Origin of the sequence: Streptomyces sp. BBFR2, assembly GCF_044497305.1 — a bacterium.
Classification (GTDB): domain Bacteria; phylum Actinomycetota; class Actinomycetes; order Streptomycetales; family Streptomycetaceae; genus Streptomyces.
In genome coordinates, this window is record NZ_CP172415.1 from 6,930,134 (window position 1) to 6,954,484 (window position 24,351).

At 73.1% G+C, this 24,351-nt stretch carries 21 protein-coding genes; 13 read left to right on the forward strand and 8 right to left on the reverse strand.

Annotation, left to right across the window (positions count from 1 at the left end; all coding sequences use genetic code 11):
- The first annotated feature begins 35 nt into the window (after positions 1-35).
- Positions 36-1,043, forward strand: a complete 1,008-nt coding sequence (locus ACGH2B_RS28750; RefSeq protein ID WP_399096155.1) for an arabinan endo-1,5-alpha-L-arabinosidase — start codon at positions 36-38, stop codon at positions 1,041-1,043.
- 331 nt (positions 1,044-1,374) lie between these two features.
- Here the strand turns inward: ACGH2B_RS28750 and mmsB are convergent, their stop codons facing one another.
- From mmsB to ACGH2B_RS28780, 6 genes are all read right to left on the reverse strand, one after another.
- Positions 1,375-2,673 carry a multiple monosaccharide ABC transporter permease gene (mmsB, locus tag ACGH2B_RS28755; protein ID WP_399096158.1) on the reverse strand — a complete coding sequence of 433 codons (1,299 nt, stop codon included), beginning with the start codon at positions 2,671-2,673 and terminating at the stop codon, positions 1,375-1,377.
- An 8-nt stretch (positions 2,674-2,681) separates the two neighbouring features.
- Positions 2,682-4,217 carry a multiple monosaccharide ABC transporter ATP-binding protein gene (gene mmsA / locus ACGH2B_RS28760; RefSeq protein WP_399097392.1) on the reverse strand — a complete coding sequence of 512 codons (1,536 nt, stop codon included), beginning with the start codon at positions 4,215-4,217 and terminating at the stop codon, positions 2,682-2,684.
- A gap of 50 nt (positions 4,218-4,267) precedes the next feature.
- Positions 4,268-5,392: a multiple monosaccharide ABC transporter substrate-binding protein gene (chvE, locus tag ACGH2B_RS28765; protein ID WP_399096161.1), complete on the reverse strand. Its 1,125-nt coding sequence runs from the start codon at positions 5,390-5,392 to the stop codon at positions 4,268-4,270.
- 1 nt (position 5,393) lies between these two features.
- Positions 5,394-6,362, reverse strand: coding sequence for a hypothetical protein (locus ACGH2B_RS28770; RefSeq protein WP_399096164.1), 969 nt, complete (start codon positions 6,360-6,362; stop codon positions 5,394-5,396).
- A gap of 217 nt (positions 6,363-6,579) precedes the next feature.
- On the reverse strand, positions 6,580-7,611 hold the full coding sequence (locus ACGH2B_RS28775) for a zinc-binding dehydrogenase (protein ID WP_399096167.1): 1,032 nt from the start codon (positions 7,609-7,611) through the stop codon (positions 6,580-6,582).
- Complete coding sequence (locus ACGH2B_RS28780; RefSeq protein WP_399096170.1) at positions 7,608-8,762, reverse strand: mandelate racemase/muconate lactonizing enzyme family protein; 1,155 nt, start codon at positions 8,760-8,762, stop codon at positions 7,608-7,610. The genes ACGH2B_RS28775 and ACGH2B_RS28780 overlap by 4 nt, the downstream gene beginning before the upstream one ends.
- Positions 8,763-8,973: 211 nt before the next feature.
- On the opposite strand from ACGH2B_RS28780, the gene ACGH2B_RS28785 reads away from it, so the two are divergent.
- Together ACGH2B_RS28785 and ACGH2B_RS28790 are read left to right on the forward strand one after the other, a co-directional pair.
- Positions 8,974-9,747, forward strand: a complete 774-nt coding sequence (locus tag ACGH2B_RS28785) for an IclR family transcriptional regulator (RefSeq protein WP_399096173.1) — start codon at positions 8,974-8,976, stop codon at positions 9,745-9,747.
- Positions 9,744-10,592, forward strand: coding sequence for an SMP-30/gluconolactonase/LRE family protein (locus tag ACGH2B_RS28790; RefSeq protein WP_399096176.1), 849 nt, complete (start codon positions 9,744-9,746; stop codon positions 10,590-10,592). Before ACGH2B_RS28785 ends, ACGH2B_RS28790 begins: the two co-directional genes overlap by 4 nt.
- A gap of 33 nt (positions 10,593-10,625) precedes the next feature.
- Here the strand turns inward: ACGH2B_RS28790 and ACGH2B_RS28795 are convergent, their stop codons facing one another.
- Both ACGH2B_RS28795 and ACGH2B_RS28800 read right to left on the reverse strand, forming a co-directional pair.
- Positions 10,626-11,081, reverse strand: coding sequence for an SRPBCC family protein (locus ACGH2B_RS28795; RefSeq protein WP_399096179.1), 456 nt, complete (start codon positions 11,079-11,081; stop codon positions 10,626-10,628).
- A gap of 180 nt (positions 11,082-11,261) precedes the next feature.
- Positions 11,262-12,752: an alpha/beta hydrolase gene (locus tag ACGH2B_RS28800; protein WP_399096182.1), complete on the reverse strand. Its 1,491-nt coding sequence runs from the start codon at positions 12,750-12,752 to the stop codon at positions 11,262-11,264.
- A 166-nt stretch (positions 12,753-12,918) separates the two neighbouring features.
- On the opposite strand from ACGH2B_RS28800, the gene ACGH2B_RS28805 reads away from it, so the two are divergent.
- The 10 genes from ACGH2B_RS28805 to ACGH2B_RS28850 are packed head-to-tail and all read left to right on the forward strand — an operon-like array spanning position 12,919 to position 24,318.
- Positions 12,919-14,175: an ATP-grasp domain-containing protein gene (locus ACGH2B_RS28805; protein ID WP_399096185.1), complete on the forward strand. Its 1,257-nt coding sequence runs from the start codon at positions 12,919-12,921 to the stop codon at positions 14,173-14,175.
- On the forward strand, positions 14,172-15,047 hold the full coding sequence (locus tag ACGH2B_RS28810; protein ID WP_399096188.1) for a Rossmann-like domain-containing protein: 876 nt from the start codon (positions 14,172-14,174) through the stop codon (positions 15,045-15,047). The genes ACGH2B_RS28805 and ACGH2B_RS28810 overlap by 4 nt, the downstream gene beginning before the upstream one ends.
- Complete coding sequence (locus ACGH2B_RS28815) at positions 15,044-16,141, forward strand: PLP-dependent cysteine synthase family protein (protein WP_399096191.1); 1,098 nt, start codon at positions 15,044-15,046, stop codon at positions 16,139-16,141. Before ACGH2B_RS28810 ends, ACGH2B_RS28815 begins: the two co-directional genes overlap by 4 nt.
- The gene (locus ACGH2B_RS28820) at positions 16,138-17,196 is read left to right on the forward strand and encodes a mandelate racemase/muconate lactonizing enzyme family protein (RefSeq protein ID WP_399096194.1); all 1,059 of its coding nucleotides are present in this window, start codon (positions 16,138-16,140) and stop codon (positions 17,194-17,196) included. Before ACGH2B_RS28815 ends, ACGH2B_RS28820 begins: the two co-directional genes overlap by 4 nt.
- The gene (locus ACGH2B_RS28825) at positions 17,193-18,452 is read left to right on the forward strand and encodes an MFS transporter (RefSeq protein WP_399096197.1); all 1,260 of its coding nucleotides are present in this window, start codon (positions 17,193-17,195) and stop codon (positions 18,450-18,452) included. The genes ACGH2B_RS28820 and ACGH2B_RS28825 overlap by 4 nt, the downstream gene beginning before the upstream one ends.
- 14 nt (positions 18,453-18,466) lie before the next feature.
- Complete coding sequence (locus ACGH2B_RS28830) at positions 18,467-19,279, forward strand: class I SAM-dependent methyltransferase (RefSeq protein ID WP_399096200.1); 813 nt, start codon at positions 18,467-18,469, stop codon at positions 19,277-19,279.
- A gap of 26 nt (positions 19,280-19,305) precedes the next feature.
- Positions 19,306-20,913, forward strand: a complete 1,608-nt coding sequence (locus ACGH2B_RS28835) for an ABC transporter substrate-binding protein (protein WP_399096203.1) — start codon at positions 19,306-19,308, stop codon at positions 20,911-20,913.
- Entirely contained in the window at positions 20,910-21,863 is a 954-nt protein-coding gene (locus tag ACGH2B_RS28840) for an ABC transporter permease (RefSeq protein WP_399096206.1), read from the forward strand. The genes ACGH2B_RS28835 and ACGH2B_RS28840 overlap by 4 nt, the downstream gene beginning before the upstream one ends.
- Complete coding sequence (locus ACGH2B_RS28845; RefSeq protein WP_399096209.1) at positions 21,860-22,717, forward strand: ABC transporter permease; 858 nt, start codon at positions 21,860-21,862, stop codon at positions 22,715-22,717. Before ACGH2B_RS28840 ends, ACGH2B_RS28845 begins: the two co-directional genes overlap by 4 nt.
- Positions 22,714-24,318 carry an ABC transporter ATP-binding protein gene (locus tag ACGH2B_RS28850; RefSeq protein WP_399096211.1) on the forward strand — a complete coding sequence of 535 codons (1,605 nt, stop codon included), beginning with the start codon at positions 22,714-22,716 and terminating at the stop codon, positions 24,316-24,318. Before ACGH2B_RS28845 ends, ACGH2B_RS28850 begins: the two co-directional genes overlap by 4 nt.
- The last annotated feature ends 33 nt before the right edge of the window (positions 24,319-24,351 follow it).

Below are 24,351 nucleotides of genomic sequence, written 5' to 3' on the forward strand. Positions count from 1 at the left end.
ATGTGAGACCCGAATCACCGAGCTGAGGAGTCCGTGTGAGCCGCACCTTGCGCCCCGCCCGTCGCCCCGCCTTCCGCGCGGCCCGGCGACGTGCGCTGATCACTGCCCCCGTCGCCGCGTTGCTCGCGCTCGCGCCGGGCACCGCCACCGCCTACCCCAACCCTGGCCGGGTCGTCGGTGCCGTCGTCGTGCACGACCCTACGATGGTGCGTACCGGCGCCGGGAAGTACCTGCTCTACGCCACCGGCGGCGGTCTCGGTCACCGCGCGTCCGCCGACCGGACCGCGTTCACCGCGGGCGCCGACGCCTTCCGCGCCAAGCCCGGCTGGTGGGCGCGGTACTCGCCGGTGCCGGAGGCCTGGGCGCCCGACATCTCGTACCACGGCGGCACGTACCTGATGTACTACTCCGTCTCGTCCTTCGGCTCCCACGACTCGGCGATCGGCCTGGCGACCTCCGCCACGGGTGAGCCGGAAAGCTGGGCCGACCAGGGCGTCGTCGTCACCTCCACCGCCTCCGACGACTTCAACGCCATCGACCCGAACCTGTTCGTGGACGACGACGGCACGTGGTGGCTGTCGTTCGGCTCCTGGTGGACCGGCATCAAACTGATCCGGCTCGATCCGTCGACCGGCAAGCCGCACCCCACGGACACCGCCCGCCACTCCCTCGCCTCCCGGCCCACCGGGACGAAGGCGGTGGAGGCGCCGTACCTCGTGAAGCGCGGCGGCCGCTACTACCTGTTCGCGTCGTACGACACGTGCTGCGCCGGGGCCAGTTCCACCTACAAGGTGAAGGTCGGCCGGGCGACGAGCGTCACGGGGCCGTACCTCGACCGGAACGGGGTGCCCATGACGGAGAACGGCGGCACGCCGGTCCTGGAGTCGCACGGCCGGTACATCGGTCCCGGCGGGCAGTCGATCATGTCCGACACCGACGGGGACCTGATCGTCTACCACTACTACGACCGCGACGACAACGGCACCCCGAAGCTCGGCATCAACCTCCTCGACTGGAGCACCGGTTGGCCCGTGGCCCACTGAGCTTCCGGGGAACGGGCGCGCGGTCCGTCGGGCGGCGGTGTGAACACCTCACCGAGGCGCGGGGTGCGCACGCCGCCGCCGGACGCGGTCGCCGGGCCGCGTATGCCGTCGGACGCCGGGCTGGTCGGGGGAGCCGGGGAGCCGGGGAGCCGGGAAACCGCAGGTCCGTGCCGAGGGCCTCGGCCCGCCGGAAAGCCGACCGGTGTCCCGGCCACGGGGCCGGTTCACCGGTCGGGGCGAGCGCGGCGTCCGCCGGCGTGAGCCGGGCGGCGGCGAGGGAGGGCCTGGTGCCCGTTCCCGTCGCCGCCGCCCTCGCCCGCGGGAGGAGGCGTCAGGATCCGGCCCTGCGCTTGTTCCACACGTCCAGGCCTACCGCCGCGAGCAGCACCAGCCCCTTGATGACCTGCTGCCAGTCGGTACCGACGCCCACCAGGTTCATGCCGTTGTTCAGCACACCGAGCACCAGGCCGCCGGTGATCGCGCCGAGCACCGTGCCGACGCCGCCGCTCATCGACGCCCCGCCGATGAACGCCGCCGCGATGGCCTCCAGCTCGAAGTTCAGACCCGCCTGCGGCGTACCGGAGTTGAGCCGGGCCGCGAACACACAGCCCGCGAGCGCCGCCAGCACGCCCATGGTGACGAAGACCAGGAAGGTGACGCGTTTGTCCTTGACGCCGGACAGCTTGGCCGCGGCCTTGTTGCCGCCGAGCGCGTACACATGCCGGCCGACCACCGCGTTGCGCATCACATGGCCGAGGGCGAGCAGGAGCCCGCACACGATCAGCATGATCACCGGCATGCCGTGCCAGCTCGCCAGGGTCAGCGTGCACGCGAGCACCGCGGCGACGAGGGCCACGCACTTCATGATCCAGATATTGCGGGGCAGCACGTCCAGTACGTACGCACGCTGACGCCGTCGGTCACGCACCTCACGGACCAGCAGGAACGCGATGACGACGAGCCCGAACAGGAGCGTGGGGTTGTGGTACGGGCCGATCGCCTCCGTACGCAGTTCGATGAAGCCCAGATCCAGATGGAACTCGAAGGGGAGCGGGATCGACCATCCCGGCCCCGCCTCCGGGAACACGCCCTTGGCGAGGTTCTGGAAACCCTCCGGGAAGGGGGACAGTGACTGCCCTGCGAGGGTGATCTGTGTGAGCCCGCGGAACAGCAGCATCCCGGCGAGCGTCACGATGAACGACGGGATGCCCAGATACGCGATGAAGAAGCCCTGCCAGGCGCCCGCGACCGCTCCGATGAGCAGGGACAGGGCCAGGGCGAGTGCCCATGGCAGATGGTGTTCGATCATCAGGACGGCCGATACCGCGCCGACGAACGCGGCGACCGAACCGACCGACAGGTCGATGTGCCCGGCGATGATGACGATCATCATGCCCATGGCAAGGATCAGGATGTAGCCGTTCTGCTGCAGCAGGTTGGAGATGTTGCCGGGGCGAAGGAGCGCGCCGTCCGTCCAGAACCCGAAGAGCAGCACGATCAGGACGAGTGCGGAGAGCATGCCGTACTGCCGCATGTTGGTGCGCAGCCCGTGCAGGAGCAGGGCGCCGGTGGACGGCGCGGGCGTCCCGGCGCCGGCCGCCTCCTCGGGCGGTGTGGTCGTGGTGGTCATGGCCGGCCTCAGCTTCTGTTCAGGGTCATGTGGCGCATCAGGACTTCTTGGGTGGCGTCGGCCCGCGCGACCTCACCGGTGAGGCGGCCCTCGGCCATCGTGTAGATCCGGTCGCACATCCCGAGCAGCTCGGGCAGCTCGGACGAGATGATCAGTACCGCCTTGCCCTCGGCGGCGAGCCGGTCGATGACGGTGTAGATCTCGAACTTCGCGCCCACGTCGATGCCGCGGGTCGGCTCGTCCAGGATCAGCACTTTCGGATCGGCGTGGATCCATTTGCTCAGGACGACCTTCTGCTGGTTGCCGCCGGAGAGCCGCCCCACCTGCTCATGGACCGTGGGGGCCTTGATCTTCATCGACCTGCGGTAGCGCTCGGCGACGGACCGCTCGTGGTGCGCGTCGACGGTGCCCCGGCGCACCATGCCCGGCAGGGAGGCCAGGGAGATGTTGCGGTTGATGTCGTCGATCAGGTTCAGGCCGTACTGCTTGCGGTCCTCGGTGACGTACGCGAGGCCGGCCGCGACCGCCGCCGGTACCGTCCTGGTCCGCACCGGCCGGCCGTCCACCTCGACCGTCCCCGCCACATATCTGCCGTAGCTGCGGCCGAAGACGGACATGGCCAGCTCGGTGCGGCCCGCGCCCATCAGGCCCGCGACGCCGACGATCTCGCCGCGCCGTACGGTCAGGGACACGTCGTCCACCACCGTGCGGTGCTGGTCGACGGGGTGCCGCACGGTCCAGCCCGCGATGCCGAGGACGGTGACGCCCGCGTCCTCGCCGGCGTAGCGGGTGCGCTCCGGGTAACGGTGGTCGAGATCGCGGCCGACCATGCCGCGGATGATCCGGTCCTCACTCAACTCCGGTTCCATGCCCCGCGATTCACGTACCGGCAGGGTCTCGATGGTCTGTCCGTCGCGCAGGATCGTGACCGAGTCGGCGACGGCCCGGATCTCGTTCAGCTTGTGCGAGATGACGATGCACGCGATGCCCTGCTCGCGCAGCTCCAGGATCAGACCGAGGAGCTTCGCGCTGTCCTCGTCGTTGAGCGCCGCGGTCGGCTCGTCCAGGATGAGCAGCTTCACCTCCTTCGCGAGCGCCTTGGCGATCTCCACCAACTGCTGCTTGCCGACGCCCAGTTCGCTGACCGGTGTCTGCGGCTTCTCGCGCAGGCCGACCCGGGAGAGCAGTTGAGCGGCGCGCCGCAGGGTGCCGTTCCAGTCGATGACGCCGCGCCGTGCCCGCTCGTTGCCCAGGAAGATGTTCTCCGCGATCGACAGGTACGGGACGAGCGTCAGCTCCTGATGGATGATGACGATGCCGTGCCGTTCGCTCGCGCGGATGTCCTTGAACGCGACCGGTTCGCCCTCGAAGTCGATCCCGCCCTCGTAGCTGCCGTGCGGATGCACGCCGCTGAGCACCTTCATCAGGGTCGACTTGCCCGCGCCGTTCTCCCCGCAGATCGCGTGGATCTCACCGGCGCGCACCGTCAGGTTGACGTCGCTCAGCGCTGTGACGCCGGGGAAGGTCTTGGTGATGCCGCGCATCCGCAGCACCGGCGCGGGGCTCTGCGCACCCTCACGGGACCCGGACGCCGTCACTTCAACTGTCCCGCCGTGAAGTACCCCTCGTCGACGAGGAGGTGGGTGTTCTTACGGTCGACGCTCACCGGGTCGAGCAGATACGACGGCACGGTCTTCACACCGTTGTTGTAGTCGGAGGTGTTGTTGACCTCGACCTTCTTGCCGGTCAGCGCGGCGTCGCCCATCTGCACGGCCCGCTTCGCGAGCTTGCGGGTGTCCTTGAAGACGGTCTGCGTCTGCTCGCCCCGGATGATCGACTTCACCGACGCCAGCTCCGCGTCCTGCCCCGTCACCACCGGCAGCGGCTGGCTCTTCGTGCCGTAACCCGCGCTCTGCAGCGCCGAGATGACGCCGATCGAGATCCCGTCGTACGGCGAAAGCACCGCGTCCAGACGCTCCTGGCCGTAGCTCTTGGTGAGGATGTCGTCCATGCGCTTCTGCGCGGTCTCACCGCTCCAGAGCTGTGTCGCCGCCTTCGCCATGGTGGTCTGCTTGCTGCCCACGACGAGCTGCCCGCTGTCGAGGTAGGGGCGCAGCACCTTCATGGCGCCGTTCCAGAAGTACTGGGTGTTGTTGTCGTCCGGGGACCCCGCGAACAGTTCGATGCGATGAGCCTTGCCGCCCTTGGCGGGCTTACGCGGTGCGCCGAGGCCGAGGCGGTCCACGAGGTACTGCGCCTGGAGCCGCCCGACCCGCTCGTTGTCGAACGACGCGTAGTAGTCGACCGCGTCGGTGCCCAGGATGAGCCGGTCGTACGCGATCACGGGGATGCCCGCCTCTTCGGCCTGCTCCAGGACGTCGGAGAGCGCCGATCCGTTGATCGCGGCGACGACGAGCAGCCCGACCCCCTTGGTGATCATGCTCTCGATCTGCGCGACCTGGTTCTCCACCTTGTTGTCGCCGTACTGCAGATCCGTCTTGTACCCGGCCGTCCGGAACTGCTTCGCCATGTTCTCGCCGTCGGCGATCCAGCGTTCCGAGGACTTGGTGGGCATCGCCAGGCCGACGGTGACGACCTCACCGTGCTTCGGCTTGTAGCGGCTGCCGCCGAGTGCCTCCTGGCCGCACCCGGCCAGGGACAGGGCGAGCAGCCCGGCCACGGTCGTCACGACCGCGGCTCGGCGCGTGCGGGTGCGCATATCAGTCTCCTTCCGGTACGGGGAAGCGCCGCAGCTCGCCCGGGTCGCGGGCGCCGAGCGGCGACATCCCGCCGTCCGCGCCGAGCCGGGCCAGCAGATCGAGGACGAGCCGGCCGCGCCGCACCCGTTCCCGGGCACCGGCGAGAGCGATCTCGCGCAACTGGGCGCCGTAGGGATAGATCCCGGGCGACTTGCTGAGCCCGAACTTCAGGTACAGCGGGGCACCGCGCCGGATCAGCTCGGCGGCCTCGTACATCCGGACGTAGCCGCCGAGGTCGTCGGGCGCCTCGACGTACAGGTCCATCGGGGCGCGGCTGACCCGGCGGATCTCGGTGACGTGGGCGAGCGTGAGATCGGACGGCACGTTCAGGGAGTCGGCGCCGAGCCGCTCGAAGACGCTGTACGAGGCCGGATTGACCGGACCGATCAGTGCGGACACCTTGAACGTCGTACCGGCGGGCAGCACCCCGGCGGCACGCATCCGGTGCAGCGTCCACAGCACGCCCTCGTCGGCGACGAGCAGGCAGGTGACGCCCAACCCGGTGGCGCGCACGGCGTCTTCGACACAGCCCGCGAACGCGTCGTGGCCGCGGGCCCGCAGCCCCGCGCCCCCCGAGTCGGTGCGGGTCGCGGCACCGGTGTCCCAGGTGCCGCGCGGCCCGGTGAACAGGCACAGCTCGATGTCCCGTTCGGCACAGGACTCCACCATCTCGGTGATCTCGGCGTCGGTGAGCATCCACACGCCGCTGCCCTGGCTGATCCGGTGGATCGGCACGTCGAGCCGCGCGCTCTCCTCGAGCACGGCGGCCAGCGCCTCCGGGCCCTCCACCGAGGGGATCTCGGTACGCCAGGTGCCCCCGTCCGGGAACGCGTGCGGCGAGGCGTCGGCCGGGTCGGTGCCGGGGGAGGGATGTCCGATGCGAGCGAGGGCCGCGGCACCGGGGCTGCGAGGAACGGAAGGGTCGGTCACGGAACTCCAATGTTCGATATGTCGGATGGCGTTCGGGGTGATGGGGGTGCGGTGGGCATCGGGCGGGACGCCCGGCCCGCCCGATGCCTGCGGCGGGGCGCCTCCCGGCCCGTCCGGCGGGCGGGCACGGGGCCGCAGACCGATGGGGCGGGGGCCGGGGCACATCCCCGGGCGCGGCACGCCGCCGGAGGCGCGGACACAGGCGCCGCGAGCCGGGCTAAGGCCGGAGCACCACCTTCCCGACGTTCGCGTCCCCGCTGCCGACCAGCGCGATCGCCTCCTCGAACCTCTCCAGCGGAAACTCGTGCGTGATCAGCGTCGCGGGCCGCAGCAGGCCGAGCGAGAACGCCCGTACCGCCTCCGACCACGCCGCCGAGGGTGCGCCGAACACGCTGCGCACCTCCAGTTGGCTGAGCGACAGATGGACCGGGTCGATGCCCTCGGCGCCGGGCGTGAACATCCCGGTGAGCACCACCCGGCCACCGCGCCGGGCGAGCCGGCAGGAGGCCGCGGCCGTCGACGGCGCGCCGGCCGTCTCCACCACCAGGTCGAAGCGGCCCTCCAGACCGGCGGCCTCCTCGGGCGTGTGCGCCGCGGTCGCGCCGAAGCCGAGCGCCTGCTCGCCGCGCGCCGCCCGCGGGTCGATCACGGTCAGCTCACCCGGTGACGACGCGGCGAGCAGTTGCACCGCGAGCTGGCCGAGGGTGCCCGCGCCGACCACGGCGATCCGCTCGCCGGGAGCGGGACGCCCGGTGCGCACGGCGGCGGCGACGACGGCGGAGGGTTCGAGGAGGGCGGCGGCGCGCAGGTCCGCGTCGTCCGGCAACAGGTGCAACAGCCGGGCGGGCAGCACCAGGTGGTCGGCGAACGCGCCCGGTTCGGTGAACCCGGTCTCCGCGTACCCGCCGCCGCACAGACTGGTCTCCCCGCACCGGCAGCGCGCGCAGACCCCGCAGGCCCGGAAGCCCTCGGCGACCGTGCGGCGCCCGACGAGCCCCGCGTCCACGCCCTCGCCCACGGCCTCGACGGTGCCGGACCACTCATGGCCGGGCACCACCGGATAACGGACGTACGCGGCGTCGCGGTGGCCGTCGTACACCTCGCGGTCGCTCAGGCAGATCCCGGCTGCGGCGACCCGCACGCGGACCTCGCCCGGGCCCGGCCGGGGCACGTCACCGGAGATGAGGCGGTGGGTGCCCGGCCGGTCGACGACGAGGGACCGGCCGGCGGCGCGGTGACCGGCGGTCATGCGGGCTTCCTCCGCTCCCAGCCGTCCGCCCACAGGTCGAAGCGGGCCTGCTGCTGAGGGAACTCGGCCGCCGCGTCGACGTCGAGTTCGACGCCGAGGCCCGGCGCGTGCGACACCTCGAAGCAGCCGGTCTCCGGGTCCACCTGGGGCGCGCCGCGCACCACTTTCTTGATCTCCGCGTCCGCGAAGTCGTTGAAGTGCTCCAGGATCTTGAAGTTCGGTGTGCAGGCGGCGAGTTGGAGCGAGGCCGCGGTGAGCGCCGATCCGCCGACGTTGTGCGGGGCCACCAGCGTGTAGTGCGTCTCGGCGGTGGCGGCGAGCTTGCGGGCCTCCAGGATGCCGCCGATGTGCCCGACGTCCGGCTGGATGATGTCCGCCGACCGGTCCTCGAACAGCTCGCGGAACTCGATCCGGTCGTGGATGCGCTCACCCGTCGCCACCGGCAGGTCCACCCGCTCGGCGACCTTCTTCAGCGCCTTGAGGTTCTCCGGCGGAACCGGCTCCTCCAGCCACGCCGGGTGGAACGGAGCCAATTCGCGGGCGAGCCGGATCGCGGTGGCCGGACTGAACCGGCCGTGCATCTCCAGCATCAGCTCGGTGTCCGGCCCGATCGCGTCCCGTACGGCCTCGATCAGGGAGACCGCGTACCGGGACCGCTCCGCGTCCAGCTCGAAGTGGCCGGTCCCGAACGGGTCGATCTTCAGGGCCCGGTAGCCGCGCGCCACGACCTCCCGTGCGGCCTTGTGGTACGCCTCGGGGGTGCGCTCCGTCGTGTACCAGCCGTTCGCGTAGGCGGTGACGCGGTCGGTGACCTTGCCGCCGAGGAGCTGCCAGACGGGCACGCCGAGCGCCTTGCCCTTGATGTCCCAGCAGGCCATTTCGACCACGGCGATGCCGGACATCACGATCTCGCCCGCCCGTCCGTAGTCGCCGTACTTCATGCGGCGGACCAGGTCCTCGACGGCGAAGGGGTCGGAGCCGGCGATGTGGTTGGCCTCGGCCTCCCGCAGGTAGCCGATCAGGGCGTCGGTGTGGCCGAGCATGCGGGTCTCGCCGACGCCGGTCAGGCCCTCGTCGGTGTGGACGCGTACATAGGTCAGATTGCGCCAGGGGGTTCCGACGACATGGGTACTGATTCCGGTGATGCGCAAGGCAGTTGCCCTCTCGCGTGTTCGGTATTTCGTCAACCGTTCGGGATCGTGGCGTGAACGTAAACAGGCAGCCCAAGGGGTGTCAACGGGTTGCGCACGGAGGGATCGCCGGCCGGACGATTGCCCACCGAAGTGACCTGCGCTTAGCCTGTGTTCGTCATCCCGGCAATGTGCCGGAATGACGAACGAGCTAAGGGGTGGGTGAGCGGTCATGGGCCGACTCGTTCCGGCGGTGACCCGGGCGCTGGACATCATGGAACTCTTCCTGGAGGGCGACGGCACGCTCTCGGCGCCCGACATCGTGCGCAGACTGCGGCTGCCCCGCACCACGGTGCACGAACTCGTCACCACGCTCGTGGCCCGGTCGTACCTGATCCCGGTGCCCGAACAGCCCGGCCGCTACCGCCTCGGCGTACGCACCTACCAGCTCGGCAGCCGGTACGCGGAGCAGCTCGACATCGCCGCCGAAGGGCAGCGGGTCGCCCGCGAGGTCGCCGAGACCTGCGACGAGACCGTGCACGTGGCGATCCTGGAGGACGTCGACGTCATCTACGTCGCCAAGGTCGACTCCATCCATGCCGTCCGCATGGTCTCCGCCGCCGGCCGGCGGCTGCCCGCGCACTGCACCTCCGTCGGCAAGATGCTGCTCGCCTCGCTGCCCGAGGAGGAGTTGGAGGCCCGTCTGGAGGAGTGCGGGGAACTGGTCGCGCTCACCCCGAACAGCATCACCGGCCCGGACGCGCTGCGCGAGGAGCTCGCCACGGTCAGGGTCATGGGCGTCGCCGTCGAGCACCGTGAGGCCAACCCCGACGTCAGTTGTGTCGCCGCGCCCGTGCGGGACGGCTCCGGCACCGTCGTCGCGGCCCTGTCCATCTCCGTGCCGATGGTCCGCTGGAGTGAGGACCGGGAGCGCGAGCTGACCGAACTGGCCGCCAAGGGCGCCGCCGACCTCTCGTTCAGCCTGGGCCACCGGGGCGACCGGTGAGGGCCGAACTCGCGGTCCGCGCCGAGGCCGAGCTGGGCGAGGGCCCCACCTGGGATGCGGCCGCGCGGCGACTGATCTGGGTGGACATCCTCGGCTCCCGCGTGCACACCTTCGACCCGGCCACCGGCCGCCGTACCGTCCTGGCCACCGAACAGCACGTCGGCGCCGCCAAGCCCCGCGCGGGCGGCGGCCTGGTCGTCAACCTCCGCGACGGCATCGGCCGGTACGGCCCTGACGGCGCGTTCTCCTGGCTGCACCGCGACCCGGTGCCGGGCCGCCGCGGCAACGACGCCGCCGTCGCCCCCGACGGCTCCCTGTGGGCGGGCACCATGCGGTACGACGAGGCACGAGGCGGCGGCAGTCTCACCCGGATCGCGCCCGACGGCACCGCGACCCTGCTCCTCGGGGACCTGACGGTCAGCAACGGCACCGGCTGGAGCCCCGACGGCAGCCGCGTCCACCACGTCGACAGCCCCACCCGCCGCATCGATGTGCTCCGCACCGACGCGCAGGGCCGGCGCATCGTGGAGCGGAAGGCGCTGACGGACATCGAACCCGGCGCCGGATTTCCCGACGGGCTCACCGTCGACGCCGACGGCTGCGTCTGGGTGGCCCTCTGGGACGGTGGGCAGATCCGCCGCTACACCCCCGACGGCCGCCTCGACCGTACGGTGCCGCTGCCCGTCGCCCGCCCCACCGCGTGCGCGTTCGGCGGCCCCGGACTGCGGGACCTCTACATCACGACGGCCCGCACCGGCCTCGACCGGCCCCGCCCACCGGCCGGTTCGGTACTGGTCCTGCCCGACGCGGGCCAGGGCATCGAAACTCCGCCCTTCGCCGGGTGAGCCGGGGGCCGCAGGGGTCCGCCGGGCCGCGGGTCAGCGCCGGTCGGCGGTCTCCGGCGGGCACTCTTCGACGACCGCGGCGAGCCGGGCCAGCATGGGGCGGTGGCGCAACTGGATGCAGGCGTCGACGGCGGCGTTGTGCAGGAGGCCGCCGGGCCCTGCCAGGGGATGTTCGTCGACGATGACGAGGGTGTCCTCGCCCCACGGGCGGACGTCGACCGCGATCCGGGCGGTCCCCAGCATGCCGCTGTCCACCTCCAGCTCCAGCTCCCGCGGCGGCACACAGCGGCGCACGGTGGTCCGGCCGCTCAGGGTCCACGGCCCCAGCCGGACGGTGTAGGCGAGGCTGGCCCCCTCCTCGGGCCAGTTGCCCGACTCGGGTCGTGACGTGTCCGTCCCGACGACCCAGTCCGCGTACCGGTCCCGGTCCGAGAGGACCGCCCAGACCGTCTCCGGGGCCCGTCTGATCAGCCGGTGCCGTACCGCCATGCGTCTCGCCTCCGTGATCGGGCGTCGAGGGAGCCGTTCGTCAGCCGCCGCGTCCAGCGTAGGGCGGTCGGCCGGACCCGGCCGCCCGGGAAGGGCGGCGGCACCACTCGCGGTCCGGCGTGTCGCGGCGTGCGGGGCCCCGCGTCGGCGGATTTTCAGGAAGCTGTTCTGCTGTCGTGCTCACGGCACGTCCGGCAGCCCGGGGCCGTGGCAGTTGACGTCCGCCTCCGGTGTCGTGCCGTTGACGAGATAGGCGGCGGCGGTGTCGTCCACACAGGCGTTGCCCCGGCTGGCGAACACGCCGTGCGTGTAGTCGTCGCCGAGCGTGATCAGGCGGGAGCCGGGCAGCAGCCGGCGCAGTCGGCGTGCGCCCTCGATGGGCGTGACGGGGTCGTGCGCGGAGGCCACCAGCAGGACGGGCGGGGCGTCGGGGCTGCCGAGCGGGGTGCGGCGGGCGGGCTCGTGGCGCCAGTAGGCACAGGTGGACGCCTCCATGCCGGTCAGGACCGGCTGCGGGTCGAGCCGGCGGACGCGGTGGATGTCCGCCAGGATCCGGCGAGGCGTGGGGGCGGGGGAGTCGGCGCACTTGACGACGCGGTTCGCCGCTTCGTAGTTGCGGGCGTCCGGGCCGTCGGAGGGGGTGGCGGGGCGGAGTCCGTCGGGGCGCCCGGTGTCCAGATGGTGGCGCAGGCCCTCGGCGAGGCCGGTCCAGCGTTCGGTGCGGCCCAGTGCGCGGTAGACGGCGCGGTCGAACTCGGCGGGCCCGAAGCCGTCCACGGGGTGCCGGGTGAGTCCGTTGCGCACGCGCAGATAGGCCCGGCGTACGGCGGTCGCGCTCCCGCCGAGGCGGAAGTGGTCCGCGTGCGCGGCGGTCCAGGTGAAGAAGGTGTCGCGCTGCCGCAGCAGCGCGCGGCTCTGGATGACATCGAAGTCGTACCAGTCCCACGGGCCCACGACGCTGTCGAGCACCATGCGGCCGACGCGGTGCGGGAAGCGCGCGGCGTACGCGGCGCCGAGGTAGCTGCCGTAGGAGACGCCGAGGAAACTCGTCCGGCGTTCGCCGAGTGCGGCGCGGATCGCGTCCATGTCCCGCACCGTCTGCTCCGTGGACAGGTGGGGCAGTGCCGCGCCGGCGCCCGTGGCGCAGTCGCCGGCCATCTCCCGCAGCGAGGCGAGGTAGTTCCTCTCCGCCGGCCCGCCCACGGGGACGGGGTCCGTGCCCGGGCTGGTGAAGAGGCCGCCCATCCGGCCGCAGTTCACGGGGGCGCTCCGTCCGACTCCGCGAGGGTCGAAGCCGATGACGTCGTACGCCCGTTGCACGCTCCGCGGCAGCTTGGCCCGCTTGGTGACCGCGTAGGCGAGTCCGGAGCCGCCCGGTCCGCCCGGGTTCACCAGCAGGATGCCGCGCCGCTCCCCGGGGGAGCCCGACGCGCGTATCCGTGAGACGGCCACCTCGATGTGCGGCCCCCGCGGGTGGTCCCGGTCGAGCGGAACCCGGAGCCGCCCGCACGCGAGGTGTTCCGGGGCGGGCGGTTGCGGCAGGGAGGCGGGGCAGGCGCCGAAGCGCAGAAGGGGCGTCGGGGTGGCGGCCCGGGCCGGGGCGGCGGGGATGAGGCCGACGGTGGTCAGCAGCGCGCACAGCACGGCGGTGCGGCGTAGGGGAGAGGTCACGGGGGCCTTCCGGAGGGGTTCGGTGAACAAGGGGGCGGCATGGGGCCGGCCGCAATATGACAATGAAAATGATTATCGTTAAAGTGTGCGACGGGCAAGCCCGCCACCCTCCTCCGGAGGGGCGCCCGGCTGCCCGTACCCGAAGTCCGAGCCCGGAAGGGGAGTTGTGGCTCATCTGCTGGTGGTCGAGAGCTGGGTCGGAGCGATGAGCCGGCTGCTGCCGCGGGCGATACGGGAGGGCGGACACACGTTCACCTTCCTCACCCGCGACCTGCACCACTACCTGCGCTCCGCGCCCGAGGGGACGACGCACCCGCTGCTCGGGGCCCGCAACGTCATCACCGCCGAAACCAACGACATCGAGGCCCTGTTGCCCGAAGTCGAGCGTCTGCACGCGGTATGGGGATTCGACGGGGTGATCACGTCCTGCGACTACTACCTGCCGGCCGTGGCGCGGATCGCCGGACGGCTCGGTCTGCCGGGCCCCGGGCCCGAAGCGGTGGCGAACGCCTGCCGTAAGGACGCCACCCGCCGCGTCCTCCGCGACGCCGGAGTGCCCGGCCCGCGGTTCGCCGTGCACGAGGAGTGGGCCGACATCGCGGGAGCCGCCCGGGAGATCGGCTACCCGCTGGTGGCCAAGCCCGTCGACCTGTGCGCCGGCATGTACGTACGGCGGGTGGACGACGAGGCGCAACTCGCCGGTCTCCACCGGACGCTGGCGGACGTCCCGGTCAATGCGCGCGGGCAGCGGCGCGCGCCCGTGATCCTGCTCGAAGAGCTGCTGGACGGTCCCGAGGTGAGTGTCGAGACCGTCTCGTACGAGGGAACGGTCCACGTGGTCGGCGTGACCGACAAGAGCGTCGGCGGGGCGCCCGCCTTCATCGAGACCGGCCATATGTTCCCCGCCGCCCTGACGCCCGACGACGCCGAGGCCGCCGAACGGACCGCGCGGCACGCCCTGAAGGCACTCGGGCTCGCCGACGGCGTCGTGGCGCACACCGAGATCAAGCTGACCTCCGGCGGACCGCGCGTGGTCGAGGTCAACCCGCGCCCCGCCGGGAACCGCATCACCGAACTGATCCGCCACGTCACCGGCGTCGACCTCGCGGCCATCTGCGTGGAGGTCGCGCTGGGCCGCCGGCCCGAATTGCGGCGCGCGGACACCGGACTGCGCAGCGCCGCCATCGGCTTTCTGGTGCCGCAGACCGCCGGGACGCTTCAAGCGCTGGACGGCGGCGGACTGCGGGACGCCCCCGGCGTACTGGAGGTGCAGTTCGCCGATCCCGGCAAGACGGTGAAGGCGGCGGGCAGCAACAACGAGTACCTCGGGCACGTCATGGCCGGTGACGCCGACGGGCCAGGGGCCCGCGACCGCGTCGAGGCCCTGCTGGCCGGGGTGCGCGCGGGGCTGGTGATCCGATGACCGCCGTCACCGGCGCGGCCGGCGCGCCTGCGTACGAGACGTATCCGACGTACGCGGACCTCGTCGGCGGTGTCCGCGCCGGAGGGCTGGGTCCCGACCCGGCCACCCAGCGGATCACCGTGGCCTTCACCACCCGGCAGGCCGTACGCCACGACGGGCGCGGCACCGGATACCGCAACGAAGTGCTCAGCCTGCGTCTGGGCGAGGCGGTCGGCTCCTGCGCGGTCGAGCCCGGCACACTGCCCGACAGCGCGCTCGACGACTGCGTGGGCGCGGACGTGGCCCGGCTCCTGGAGCATCCGCTGCCGCCGGTGCGAGTGGCCGCCCTGGACGCCTATCTGATGCACGCCGCCCCGCACGGCCCGGAGAGCGGGGCGTGTCCCTTCCCGCTGCCCGCCGGATCGTCGCTGGAGAAGTCCCGGGCGCGGTCGCACGCGGTCGCCGAGCTGATCGACCTGCCGCCCGGAGCCACCGTGCTGGTGATCGGGGTCGTCAACTCCCTCCTGGAGGCGCTGCGCGCCCGCGGCCTCCGGTACGTCCCGTGCGACCTCAAGGGCGGCACCACCGAGTGGGGCGAGCCGGTCGTCACGGACGCGCTCGCGGCGGCCGGCCGCTGCGCGGCGCTGCTCGTCTCCGGGATGACGCTGGGCAACGGCACCTTCGAACCGCTGCGGCGGCATGCGCGGCGGCACGGCAAGCAGTTGGTGATGTTCGCGCAGACCGGCAGCGCCGTGCTGCCCCGCTTCCTCGGCCACGGCGTGAGCGCGGTGTGCGCCGAGCCGTACCCCTTCTTCTGGCTCGACGGCGGTGCCGGAGTCGTCCACCGTTACAGGGGGCCGCACGGCAACTCCTGTCAAGGAGTCCACATATGATCGCGACCGCCGCCCGGCCCACCGCCCGCCCGGAGCTGCTCGCCCTGCTCGGCCGTACGCCACTGGTGCGCATCACCGCCGATCTGCCGGGGCCCCACCCCGGTTTCTGGGCCAAGCTCGAAGGGCTCGCGGCCGGCGGGATGAAGGCGCGGGCCGCCGAGTCGATGCTGAGGGGCGCCCGGGCACGCGGCGAACTGCGGCCCGGCGCACCGGTGGTGGAGTCCACCTCCGGCACCCTCGGCGTCGGCCTGGCCTTCGCCGGGCAGGCCCTCGGCCACCCGGTCGTGCTCGTCGGCGACCAGGAACTGGAGCCGTCCATGCGGCAGTTGCTGTGCGCCCACGGGGTGCGCCTCGAACTCGTCGACCGGCCCGCACCCGAGGGCGGCTGGCAGGCCGCTCGCCTCGCCCGGCTGCGCGAGCTGCTCACCGAACTGCCCGACGCCTACTGGCCGGACCAGTACAACAACCCCGACAACACCGCCGGTTACGCCTCACTCGCCGCCGAACTCACCACCCAGCTCGACCACCTCGACGTCCTGGTGTGCAGCGTCGGCACCGGCGGCCACAGCGCGGGGGTCATCGCTCCGCTGCGGCGGCACTGGCCCGCCCTGCGTCTCATCGGCGTCGACGCCACCGGTTCCACGATCTTCGGCCAGGCCGCCCGCCCCCGGCTGATGCGCGGCCTGGGCAGCAGCATCCATCCGCGCAACGTCGCCTACGACGCCTTCGACGAGGTCCACTGGGTCGGCCCGGCCGAGGCCGTGGACAGTTGCCGGCGGCTCGCCCGGGGCAGCTTCGTGAGCGGCGGCTGGAGCACCGGCGCGGTCGCCCGCGTCGCCGCCTGGGCGGCCCGCACCCACCCCGGGGCGCAGGTCGCCACCGTCTTCCCCGACGGCCCGCACCGCTATCTCGGCACCGTCTACGACGACGACTTCATCGCCGCCCACGGCCTCGCCCCGTCCGCCGCGGCCACCCGGCCCCTGGAGATACCGCACCCCCGTGCGGCCGAGGCCGAAGGGTGGGTCCGCTGCACCCGCGTCACCGATCCGCTCCGGGCCCCCGCACCCCCGCGTCCTCAGGAAGAAGCACTGTGAAGGCCACCCAGCGCACCGTACGTCTCGACCTCGCCGAGCCGCTGCGCATCTCCCGCTCCACCATGGCCACCCGCGACGCCGTGTGGCTGACCGTCGAACACGGCGGTTCACGCGGCCACGGCGAGGCCGTCACCAGCGTCTACTACGGCCTCGACGCCCCCACCCTCGGACGCCTCCTCGCGGACGCGGCCACGGACCTGCTGCGCTTCGGCGACCCCGAAAGCGCGCTGGACGCCCTGCGGGCCGGCGCACTCGCGGGAGAGGAGAACCCGCCGGCCGTGACCGCCGCCGTCGAGGCCGCGCTCCTCGACCTCGTCGGCAAGCGCGCCGGCAGCCCCGTCCACCGGCTCCTCGGCGCCGCCACCGCCCCGGTGGCCGCCACCGCCCGCACCATCGGCATCACCTCGCCGGTACGCGCCGCGGCCGAGGCACGCCGCCTCACCGCGAGCGGATTCGAGATCATCAAGGTCAAGGCCGGGACGCCCGACCCCGAGGAGGATGTGGAGCGGGTGCGCGTCATCCGCGACGCCGCGCCCCGGGCGCGGCTGCTCCTCGACCCCAACGGCGCCTGGACCGCGGACCAGGCCGGAGCCCTGCTGCCCCGGTTCGCGGAACTCGGCGTCGAGGCCGTCGAACAGCCCCTCGCGCCCGGCGACCCGGAGGCGCTCGCCGCACTCGCCGCACGCTCACCCCTACCGGTCATCGCCGACGAGGACGCCGTGAGCCTTGAGGACGCCCGCCGCCTGGCCGGACGGGTGCACGGCGTCAACGTCAAGCTCGCCAAGTGCGGCGGCGTCCACGCGGCCCTGCGCATCGCCGAAGCGGTCGAAGGCAGCGGCACCGCGCTGATGCTCGGCTGCCTCACCGCCAGCAGCCTCGGCCTCGCACCCGCCGTCCACCTTCTCGACCGCGCCCGCTGGGCCGACCTCGACGGACACCTGCTGCTCGCCCACGACCCGTGGACCGGGATCGGCGGCACCGACGGCTTCGTACGGGCGAGTGAGCTGCCGGGGCTGGGAGTCCGGCGGCGCGGTCCGGAGGAGGAGACGGCATGAGGATCTGGCACGAGATGCGCCGATTCCCGCTGGCCGTCCGCGTCCTGCTGGCCAACCAGCTCGGAGTCAACACCGGCTTCTACCTCCTCGTCCCCTACCTCGCCACCCACCTGAGCCAGAACCTGGGCATGTCGGCGGCAGCCGTGGGGATCGTCCTCGGCGTCCGCAACCTCAGCCAGCAGGGCCTGTTCCTCATCGGCGGCTCCGCCTCCGACCGGCTCGGCGCACGCGGCGTCATCATCGCCGGCTGCGCCCTGCGCACCGTGGGGTTCGCACTGTTCTCGCTGGGCGACGGGCCGGCCGTGCTGCTCGCCGCCTCCGTGCTCAGCGGGCTCGCCGGTGCCCTGTTCAACCCCGCCGTGCGCGCCTACCTCGCTCAGGAGGCGGGGGAGCGCAAGGCGGAGGCGTTCGCCCTCTTCAACGTCTTCGCCACCGCCGGCGCGTTGATCGGCCCGCTGCTGGGCGGCGCACTGCTGCTCGTCGACTTCCGCACCTCCGCGCTCACCGCCGCCGGGATCTTCGCCGTCCTCACCGTCGCCCAGGCCGTCGTTCTGCCCGCGCGCGAGGTGGAGCCGGGCGGAGGCGGCGTCCTCGCGGACTGGCGGGAGGTCGTCGGCAACCGCGCCTTCCTGGCCTTCGCGCTCGCCATGGTCGGCATGTTCACCCTGCAGAACCAGCTCTACCTGCTGCTGCCGGACGGAGCCCGGCGGGCCACCGGCTGGGACGGCGCGGCGGGCCTCGTCTTCCTCGTCGGCACCGTCACCAACCTCACCCTGCAACTGCGCCTCACCCGCGCCCTCAAACGCCGTGGGTCCCGGGCGCGCTGGATCTCCACCGGACTCGTGGTGATGGCGCTGTCCTTCCTGCCGCCGGCGCTGGCGGCGGACGGCCCCGGCGCCCCGGACGGCACCACCGACGCGGTGCTGCGCGCGCTGCCCGTCCTGCTCGGCGCCCTCCTGCTCTACCTCGGCGTCATGATCGCCCAGCCGTTCGTGCTGGAGCTCATCCCCGGCTTCGGCCGCACGGAGCTGACCGGCACCTACTACGGGATCTTCTACGCGGTCTCCGGCGTCGCCGCCGCGGCCGGCAACACCGCCGTCGGCTGGGCCATGGACACCGGGGAACGCGGCGCCCCCTGGCTGCCCTGGGCGTGCTGCGCCCTGTTCGGTCTCGCCTCCGCGTGCGGCGTGGCCTGGCTGCACCGGCGCGACGCGCTCCCGGCGACACCACGGCGGGCCCTGACGGCGGCGGCCTGAAATAAGGAGACGACATGACCCGCACCACCACCGAGGACACGCACAACCTGCTCACCGACAACCCCGAGCTGTACGAGGCCCGTTTCCCCGACGCCGACCGGCTGGCGGCCCGCTGGACGGAGGACCGCCTGCGGCGGTACGGCGCGGGCCCACGCGTGCTGGACATGGGCTGCGGCACCGGCCGCGACGCCGCCCACCTGCACGGCAGCGGCCGGACGGTGACCGGCGCCGACCTCTCCGAGGCGATGCTCACCCACGCCCGCGCCCACCACCCCGGACCCGCGTACGTCCGTGCCGACCTGCACGGGTTCGACCTGGGCCCGAGCGCCTTCGACGCGGTCGTCTGCCTGGACAGCTCCCTGCTGTACTGCCACACCGACGCCCAGCTCGACGGCTTTCTGGCGTCCTGCCGCCGCGCGCTGGCCCCGGGCGGCCTGCTCGTCGCGGAGATGCGCAACGGCGCCTACTTCCTGGGCCGTACCGACCAGCTCGACACCCCCGCCGTCCACGAGTTCACCTGGCACGGCACCGCCTACCGGTCCACCACCACGCTCACCGTGGACCGCACCGCCCAACTGCTGCGCCGCACCCGCGTATGGACCGCGGACGACGGATCCCCGCCCGTCGGACAGCGCTCCGCCTGGCGGCTGCTCTTCCCGCTGGAACTGCGCCGTCTCCTCGCGGCGCACGGCTTCGCGGTCCTCGACCTGCACGACGGTCCGGGCCCGCGCACCGAGCCGCCCTGGCGAGAAGGCATGGCCCCGGGCGAGGCGACGGACGCCGACCGGCTGCACGTCGTCGCCCGGCTCACCGAGCCGGCACCGTGACACCTCCACACCACGAGGACACCCGCATGAACGAAGAATCCGCCCGCCACCTCCCCGCACCGGCCGCAGGCCCCTTCCCGGGCCTGCGCCGCCGCGGCTTCCTCGCCGCCACGGGCGCCGCCTCGCTCGGCGCACTCGCGCTCACCGGCTGCGGCGGACCCGGCTCCGACGACGGCACGGGCACGGGCGACGGCCGGCCCCGGCGGGGCGGGCGGCTGCGCGCCGCCTTCGCCGGGGGCGGCGCGAGCGAGACCCTCGACCCCCATCTGGCCAACCTCTTCGCCGATGTCGCCCGCGCCAAGGCGCTCTTCGACAAGCTCGCCGACCACGGCGCCGACCTGTCCGCGCGACCCCGCCTCGCCGCGAAGTGGCAGCCGAACAAGGCCCTGGACCGCTGGCAGGTCACCCTGCGCGAGGCCACCTTCCACAACGGCGAGCCGGTCACCGCCCAGGACGTCCTGTACAGCTACCGCCGGATCGCCGACCCCAAGAAGGCGTTCCGCGCCAGGGCCTCCCTGGAACCCATCGACCTCGACGCGAGCAGCGCCACCGGCGAGCGCACCATCGAATTCGTCCTCAAGCGCCCCACCGCCGAATTCCCCAACATCCTGGCCGCGTCCGGCGCGTACATCGTCCCCGGGAACGCCACCGATTTCGACCAAAGGCCGATCGGCTCCGGCCCCTTCCGCTTCGTCTCCTTCACCCCCGGACGCTCAGCCGTCTTCCGCCGCCACGACGACTACTGGGAGGGCGCCCCGCACCTCGACGAGATCGAATTCGTCATCGCCAACGACGAGTCCGCACGCGTCAACGCCCTCCTCGGCGGACAGGTCGAATACGCCCACGAACTCGCCCCCACCACCGCCCGCGCGCACGAAGGCAGGGGACAGATCGAGATCGTCCGGCTGCGCAACAGCGCCATGCAGGGCTTCGCGATGAAGACCGACCGGGCCCCGTTCGACGACAAGCGGGTGCGCCAGGCGTTCTTCCTCATCGCCGACCGCGAGGAGCTCGTCGCCGGCGCCCTGTCCGGCGCCGGCGAGATCGGCAACGACCTGTTCGGCAAGGGCTACGAGTACTACGCCGACGGCCTCCCCCAGCGCGAGCAGGATCTGCGCCGCGCCCGCGCCCTGCTGAAGCAGGCCGGAGCCGAGAATCTCAAGGTCACCCTCGACACCTCGGCCATCGCCGCCGGATTCACCGAGGCCGCCAGCATCTTCCGCGACCAGGCCGCCGGGGCGGGCGTCACCATCGACGTCAGGACGGGCAGCAAGGACACGTACTGGAGCGACATCCTCGACTCCGGCACCCTGTGCTGCTACCGCTCCGGAGCCATGCCCATCGAGGCCCACCTCTCCCAACGGCTGCTGACCGGCTCCACCACCAACGCCACCGCGTGGCACCACAAGGACTTCGACGCCCTCTACCAGCAGGCGCAGTCCACCCCCGACAGCAAGGACCGCGCGGCCGTGTACGCGCGCATGCAGCGCCGCCTGTACACCGAAGGCGGCTTCCTGATCTGGGGCTTCGCCGACTGGATCCTGGGAACGGCACGCACGGTGCGGGGGGTTGACCGCGAGGCACCCGCCAACACGCTCGACTGGGCCCGCTTCGACAAGGTGTGGCTCGCGTGAGGGGACTGCGCTCCTTCGTCATCCGGCGCGTGCTCCTCGGCGCCGTACAGACCGTGGCCGTGGTGCTGCTGGTCTTCGCGCTCACCGAGGCGCTGCCGGGCGACGCCGCCGTCGCCCTCGCCGGCGACCAGCCCGACCCCGCCCGTATCGCGGCCCTCCGCGAGGCCATGCACCTCGACCGGCCGGTGTACGAGCGACTGGGCGAGTGGGCGGCGGGCCTGCTCCACGGCGACCTCGGCACCTCCGTGACCTCCGGACGGCCCGTCAGCCAGTACCTCGCCGACGGCTTCGGGCCCACCCTGCTGCTGGCCGCCCTCACCGTGGCACTGCTCGTCCCGGCCGGTTTCGGCCTCGGCGTACTGGCCGCCCGCCACGAAGGGCGGCTCGTCGACCGGCTGATCAGTTCGCTGACGCTCGCGGTCTACGCCGTCCCGGAATTCGCCCTCGGAGTGCTGCTGGTGACCGTCTTCGCCCTCCGCCTGGGCTGGCTCCCGCCCACCGCCGTCGGCTACGGCACCGATCTGCTCGCGCACCCCGCGGCGCTGCTCCTGCCCGTCCTCGTCCTGCTCTCCCGCCCCGTGTGCTCGCTGGCCCGCCTGGTCCGCGCCGGCATGGCCGACGCCCTGGCCGCGCCGTACACGGTGCACGCCCGCCGCTACGGCGTCGGCGGCGTCCGCGTCCGCTACGGCCACGCCCTGCCCAACGCCCTCGCCCCGGCCGTCCAGCAACTCGCCCGCACCATCGACTGGCTGCTGTGCGGCGTCATCGTCGTGGAGGCCCTCTTCGTGATCCCCGGACTCGGCACCGTCCTGCTCAACGCCGTCGCCGAACGCGACGTACCGGTGGTGCAGGGCCTCGCCGTGGTGTTCGGCGTCCTGACCGTCTCACTCAACCTCGGCGCCGACCTGGCCGCCCACCGCCTCACGCCCCGGGCGGGGGTGGCCGCGTGACCCGCACACCCGTATCCCCTGTCCGCGGGGGCGTACGGCCGCGCCGCGCGGGCCGCTACGCCCTCGGGATCGCCGTCCTCTCCGTGCCCCTCGTCCTCGCCGTCCTGGGACCGGTGTTCGCGGGCGGGCCGGGCGCGCGGACCGCGTCCTTCGCACCCGGCGGCGGCCACGGGCTCGGCACCGACTTCGTCGGCCGTGACGTCTGGGACCAGGTCCTGCTCGGCGGCCGGCCGGTGGTGCTGACCGCGCTGGCCGCGACGGCGTTGGCCTACCTCGTGGCGCTGCCCCTCGGCCTGACCGCCGCGCTCACCCACCGGCGCTGGCTGGAGGAGACACTGATGCGGCCGCTGGACGTGGTGCTGGCGGTGCCGTCCCTGCTGCTGATCCTCCTCGTGGCGGCCGTGCTCACACCGGGCGCCGCCGGGCTCGCCCTGCTCGTCGCGCTGGTCAACGTCCCGGACGCGGCGCGGATCGTGCGGTCGGCCGCCGCCGGGGCCGCGGCGCGCCCGGCGGTCGAGGCCCTGCGCATGCAGGGCGAGACGTGGTGGCGTACGGCCGTCGGCCATGTCGGCCGCTCGATACTGCGCACCCTGGCCGCCGACGCCGGCATCCGGCTCACCGGCGTGCTGTACCTCGTGGCCACCGCCGCGTTCCTCGGCGTCGGCGTCGCGCCGGACGCCGCCGACTGGGCGGTGATGGCGGACCGCAACCGCACCGGACTGTTCGTGCAGCCCTGGGCCGTGGTGGTCCCCGCCCTGCTGATCGTCGCGCTGACCATGGGCAGCAACCTGCTCTTCGACGCGGCACTCCACAAGCCCGGCCGGCGCCGGGGAGAGAGGAAACCACGGCCGTGACCGACCGGAACGAGACGACTGCGCCGACGGGCGCCGGCACCGGCACCGAGCCGGCCTGCGCCGCGGAGATCCGGGACCTGCGCGTGGAGATCGACGGCCGGGTGATCGTGGACGGCGTGCGGCTGCGGGCGCTGCCCGGCAAGGTGACGGCGCTCGTCGGGGCCTCCGGCAGCGGTAAGACCACCACGGGCCTCGCCCTGCTCGGCGCGTACCCGCCGGGTGCCCGGGTCTCCGGCGACGTCCGCGTGGCCGGCGGCGGCCCGGTCGGCCACGTGCCCCAGCATCCGGCGTCCGTCCTCAACCCCGCCCGCCGGATCTCGGCGCTGCTGAACGACATCGCCCGCACCCAGGTGCGCGACCTGCCCCGCGACCGGCGCCGGGCGGCGGCGCGCGCACGCGTCCTGCGGGCGCTGTCGGATGCCCAGCTTCCGGACGCCGAGGCCCTGTTGGCGCGCTATCCGCACCAGTTGTCCGGCGGCCAGCAGCAGCGCGTCGTCCTCGCGCAGGCGCTGCTGCTCGGCGCCCGCGTCGTCGTCGCCGACGAGCCCACCACCGGCCAGGACGCGCTGACCAGGAACCGCATCGTCGAGGAGCTGGCGGCGCTGGCGGCACGCGGTATCGCGGTCGTGCTGCTCAGCCATGATCTCGACGTGGTGCACGCACTCGCCGACGAGGTCCTCGTCCTGCGGGCGGGCCGGGTCGTGGAATCGGGCCCGGTCCGGCGCCTGTGGCACACACCGCGCCACGAAGGGACCCGGCACCTGCTCGATGCCCGGTCGTCACCCACCGGCCACCGGCCTTTGCCCGGCACCGGGCGGGCCGTGCTGGAGGTACGCGATCTCACCGCGCGCCACCGCGACGGTGCCACCGTGGCGCTACGCGTTCCCGAACTCGCCCTGCGCCCCGGGGAGTCACTGGCGGTCGTCGGCCGCTCGGGCTCGGGGAAGACCACTCTCGCCCGCTGCCTGGCCGGGCTCCACCGTGACCACGACGGCCAGGTCCGTCTCGGCGGAGCCCCGCTGCCGCGCAGCGTACGGCACCGCGGCCGCGCGGAGCTGGCGGCCGTGCAGTACGTCTTCCAGGACGCGCGGGCCGCCTTCGACGAGCACCGCCCCGTCCTCGACCAGGTCGCCCGCACCGCGGTACGCCTGCGCGGCGCCGATCGTCCGGCGGCCGTCCGGGAAGCGCTGACCACGCTGATCAGCTTCGGCCTCCGGCCCGCAACGGCCCACCGCCTCCCCGCGGAACTCTCCGGCGGCGAACTCCAGCGGGCGGCCCTGGCCCGCGCCCTGCTGGCCCGGCCCCGGGTCCTGATCTGCGACGAGATCACCTCCGGCCTCGATGCGGTCACGCGCCGCGGCATCCTCGACGCCCTCACGGATCTGCTCCGCGAGCGTCCGGAGATGTGCCTGATGCTGATCACCCACGACCTGGAGACCGCACGCCTGGCCCACCGCATCGCCGTACTCGACGCGGGCGAACTGCTCGAACAGGGCCCGGCCGACCGGATACTGACCGAGCCGCGGCACCCGTTCACCGTCTCACTCATGGAGACGACGGCACGCCTGGCGGCGGAGCCGGCCTCACCGGGAGCCCGCTGAAGCCACCGCCGGGCACCGCGCACCGAAATCGTC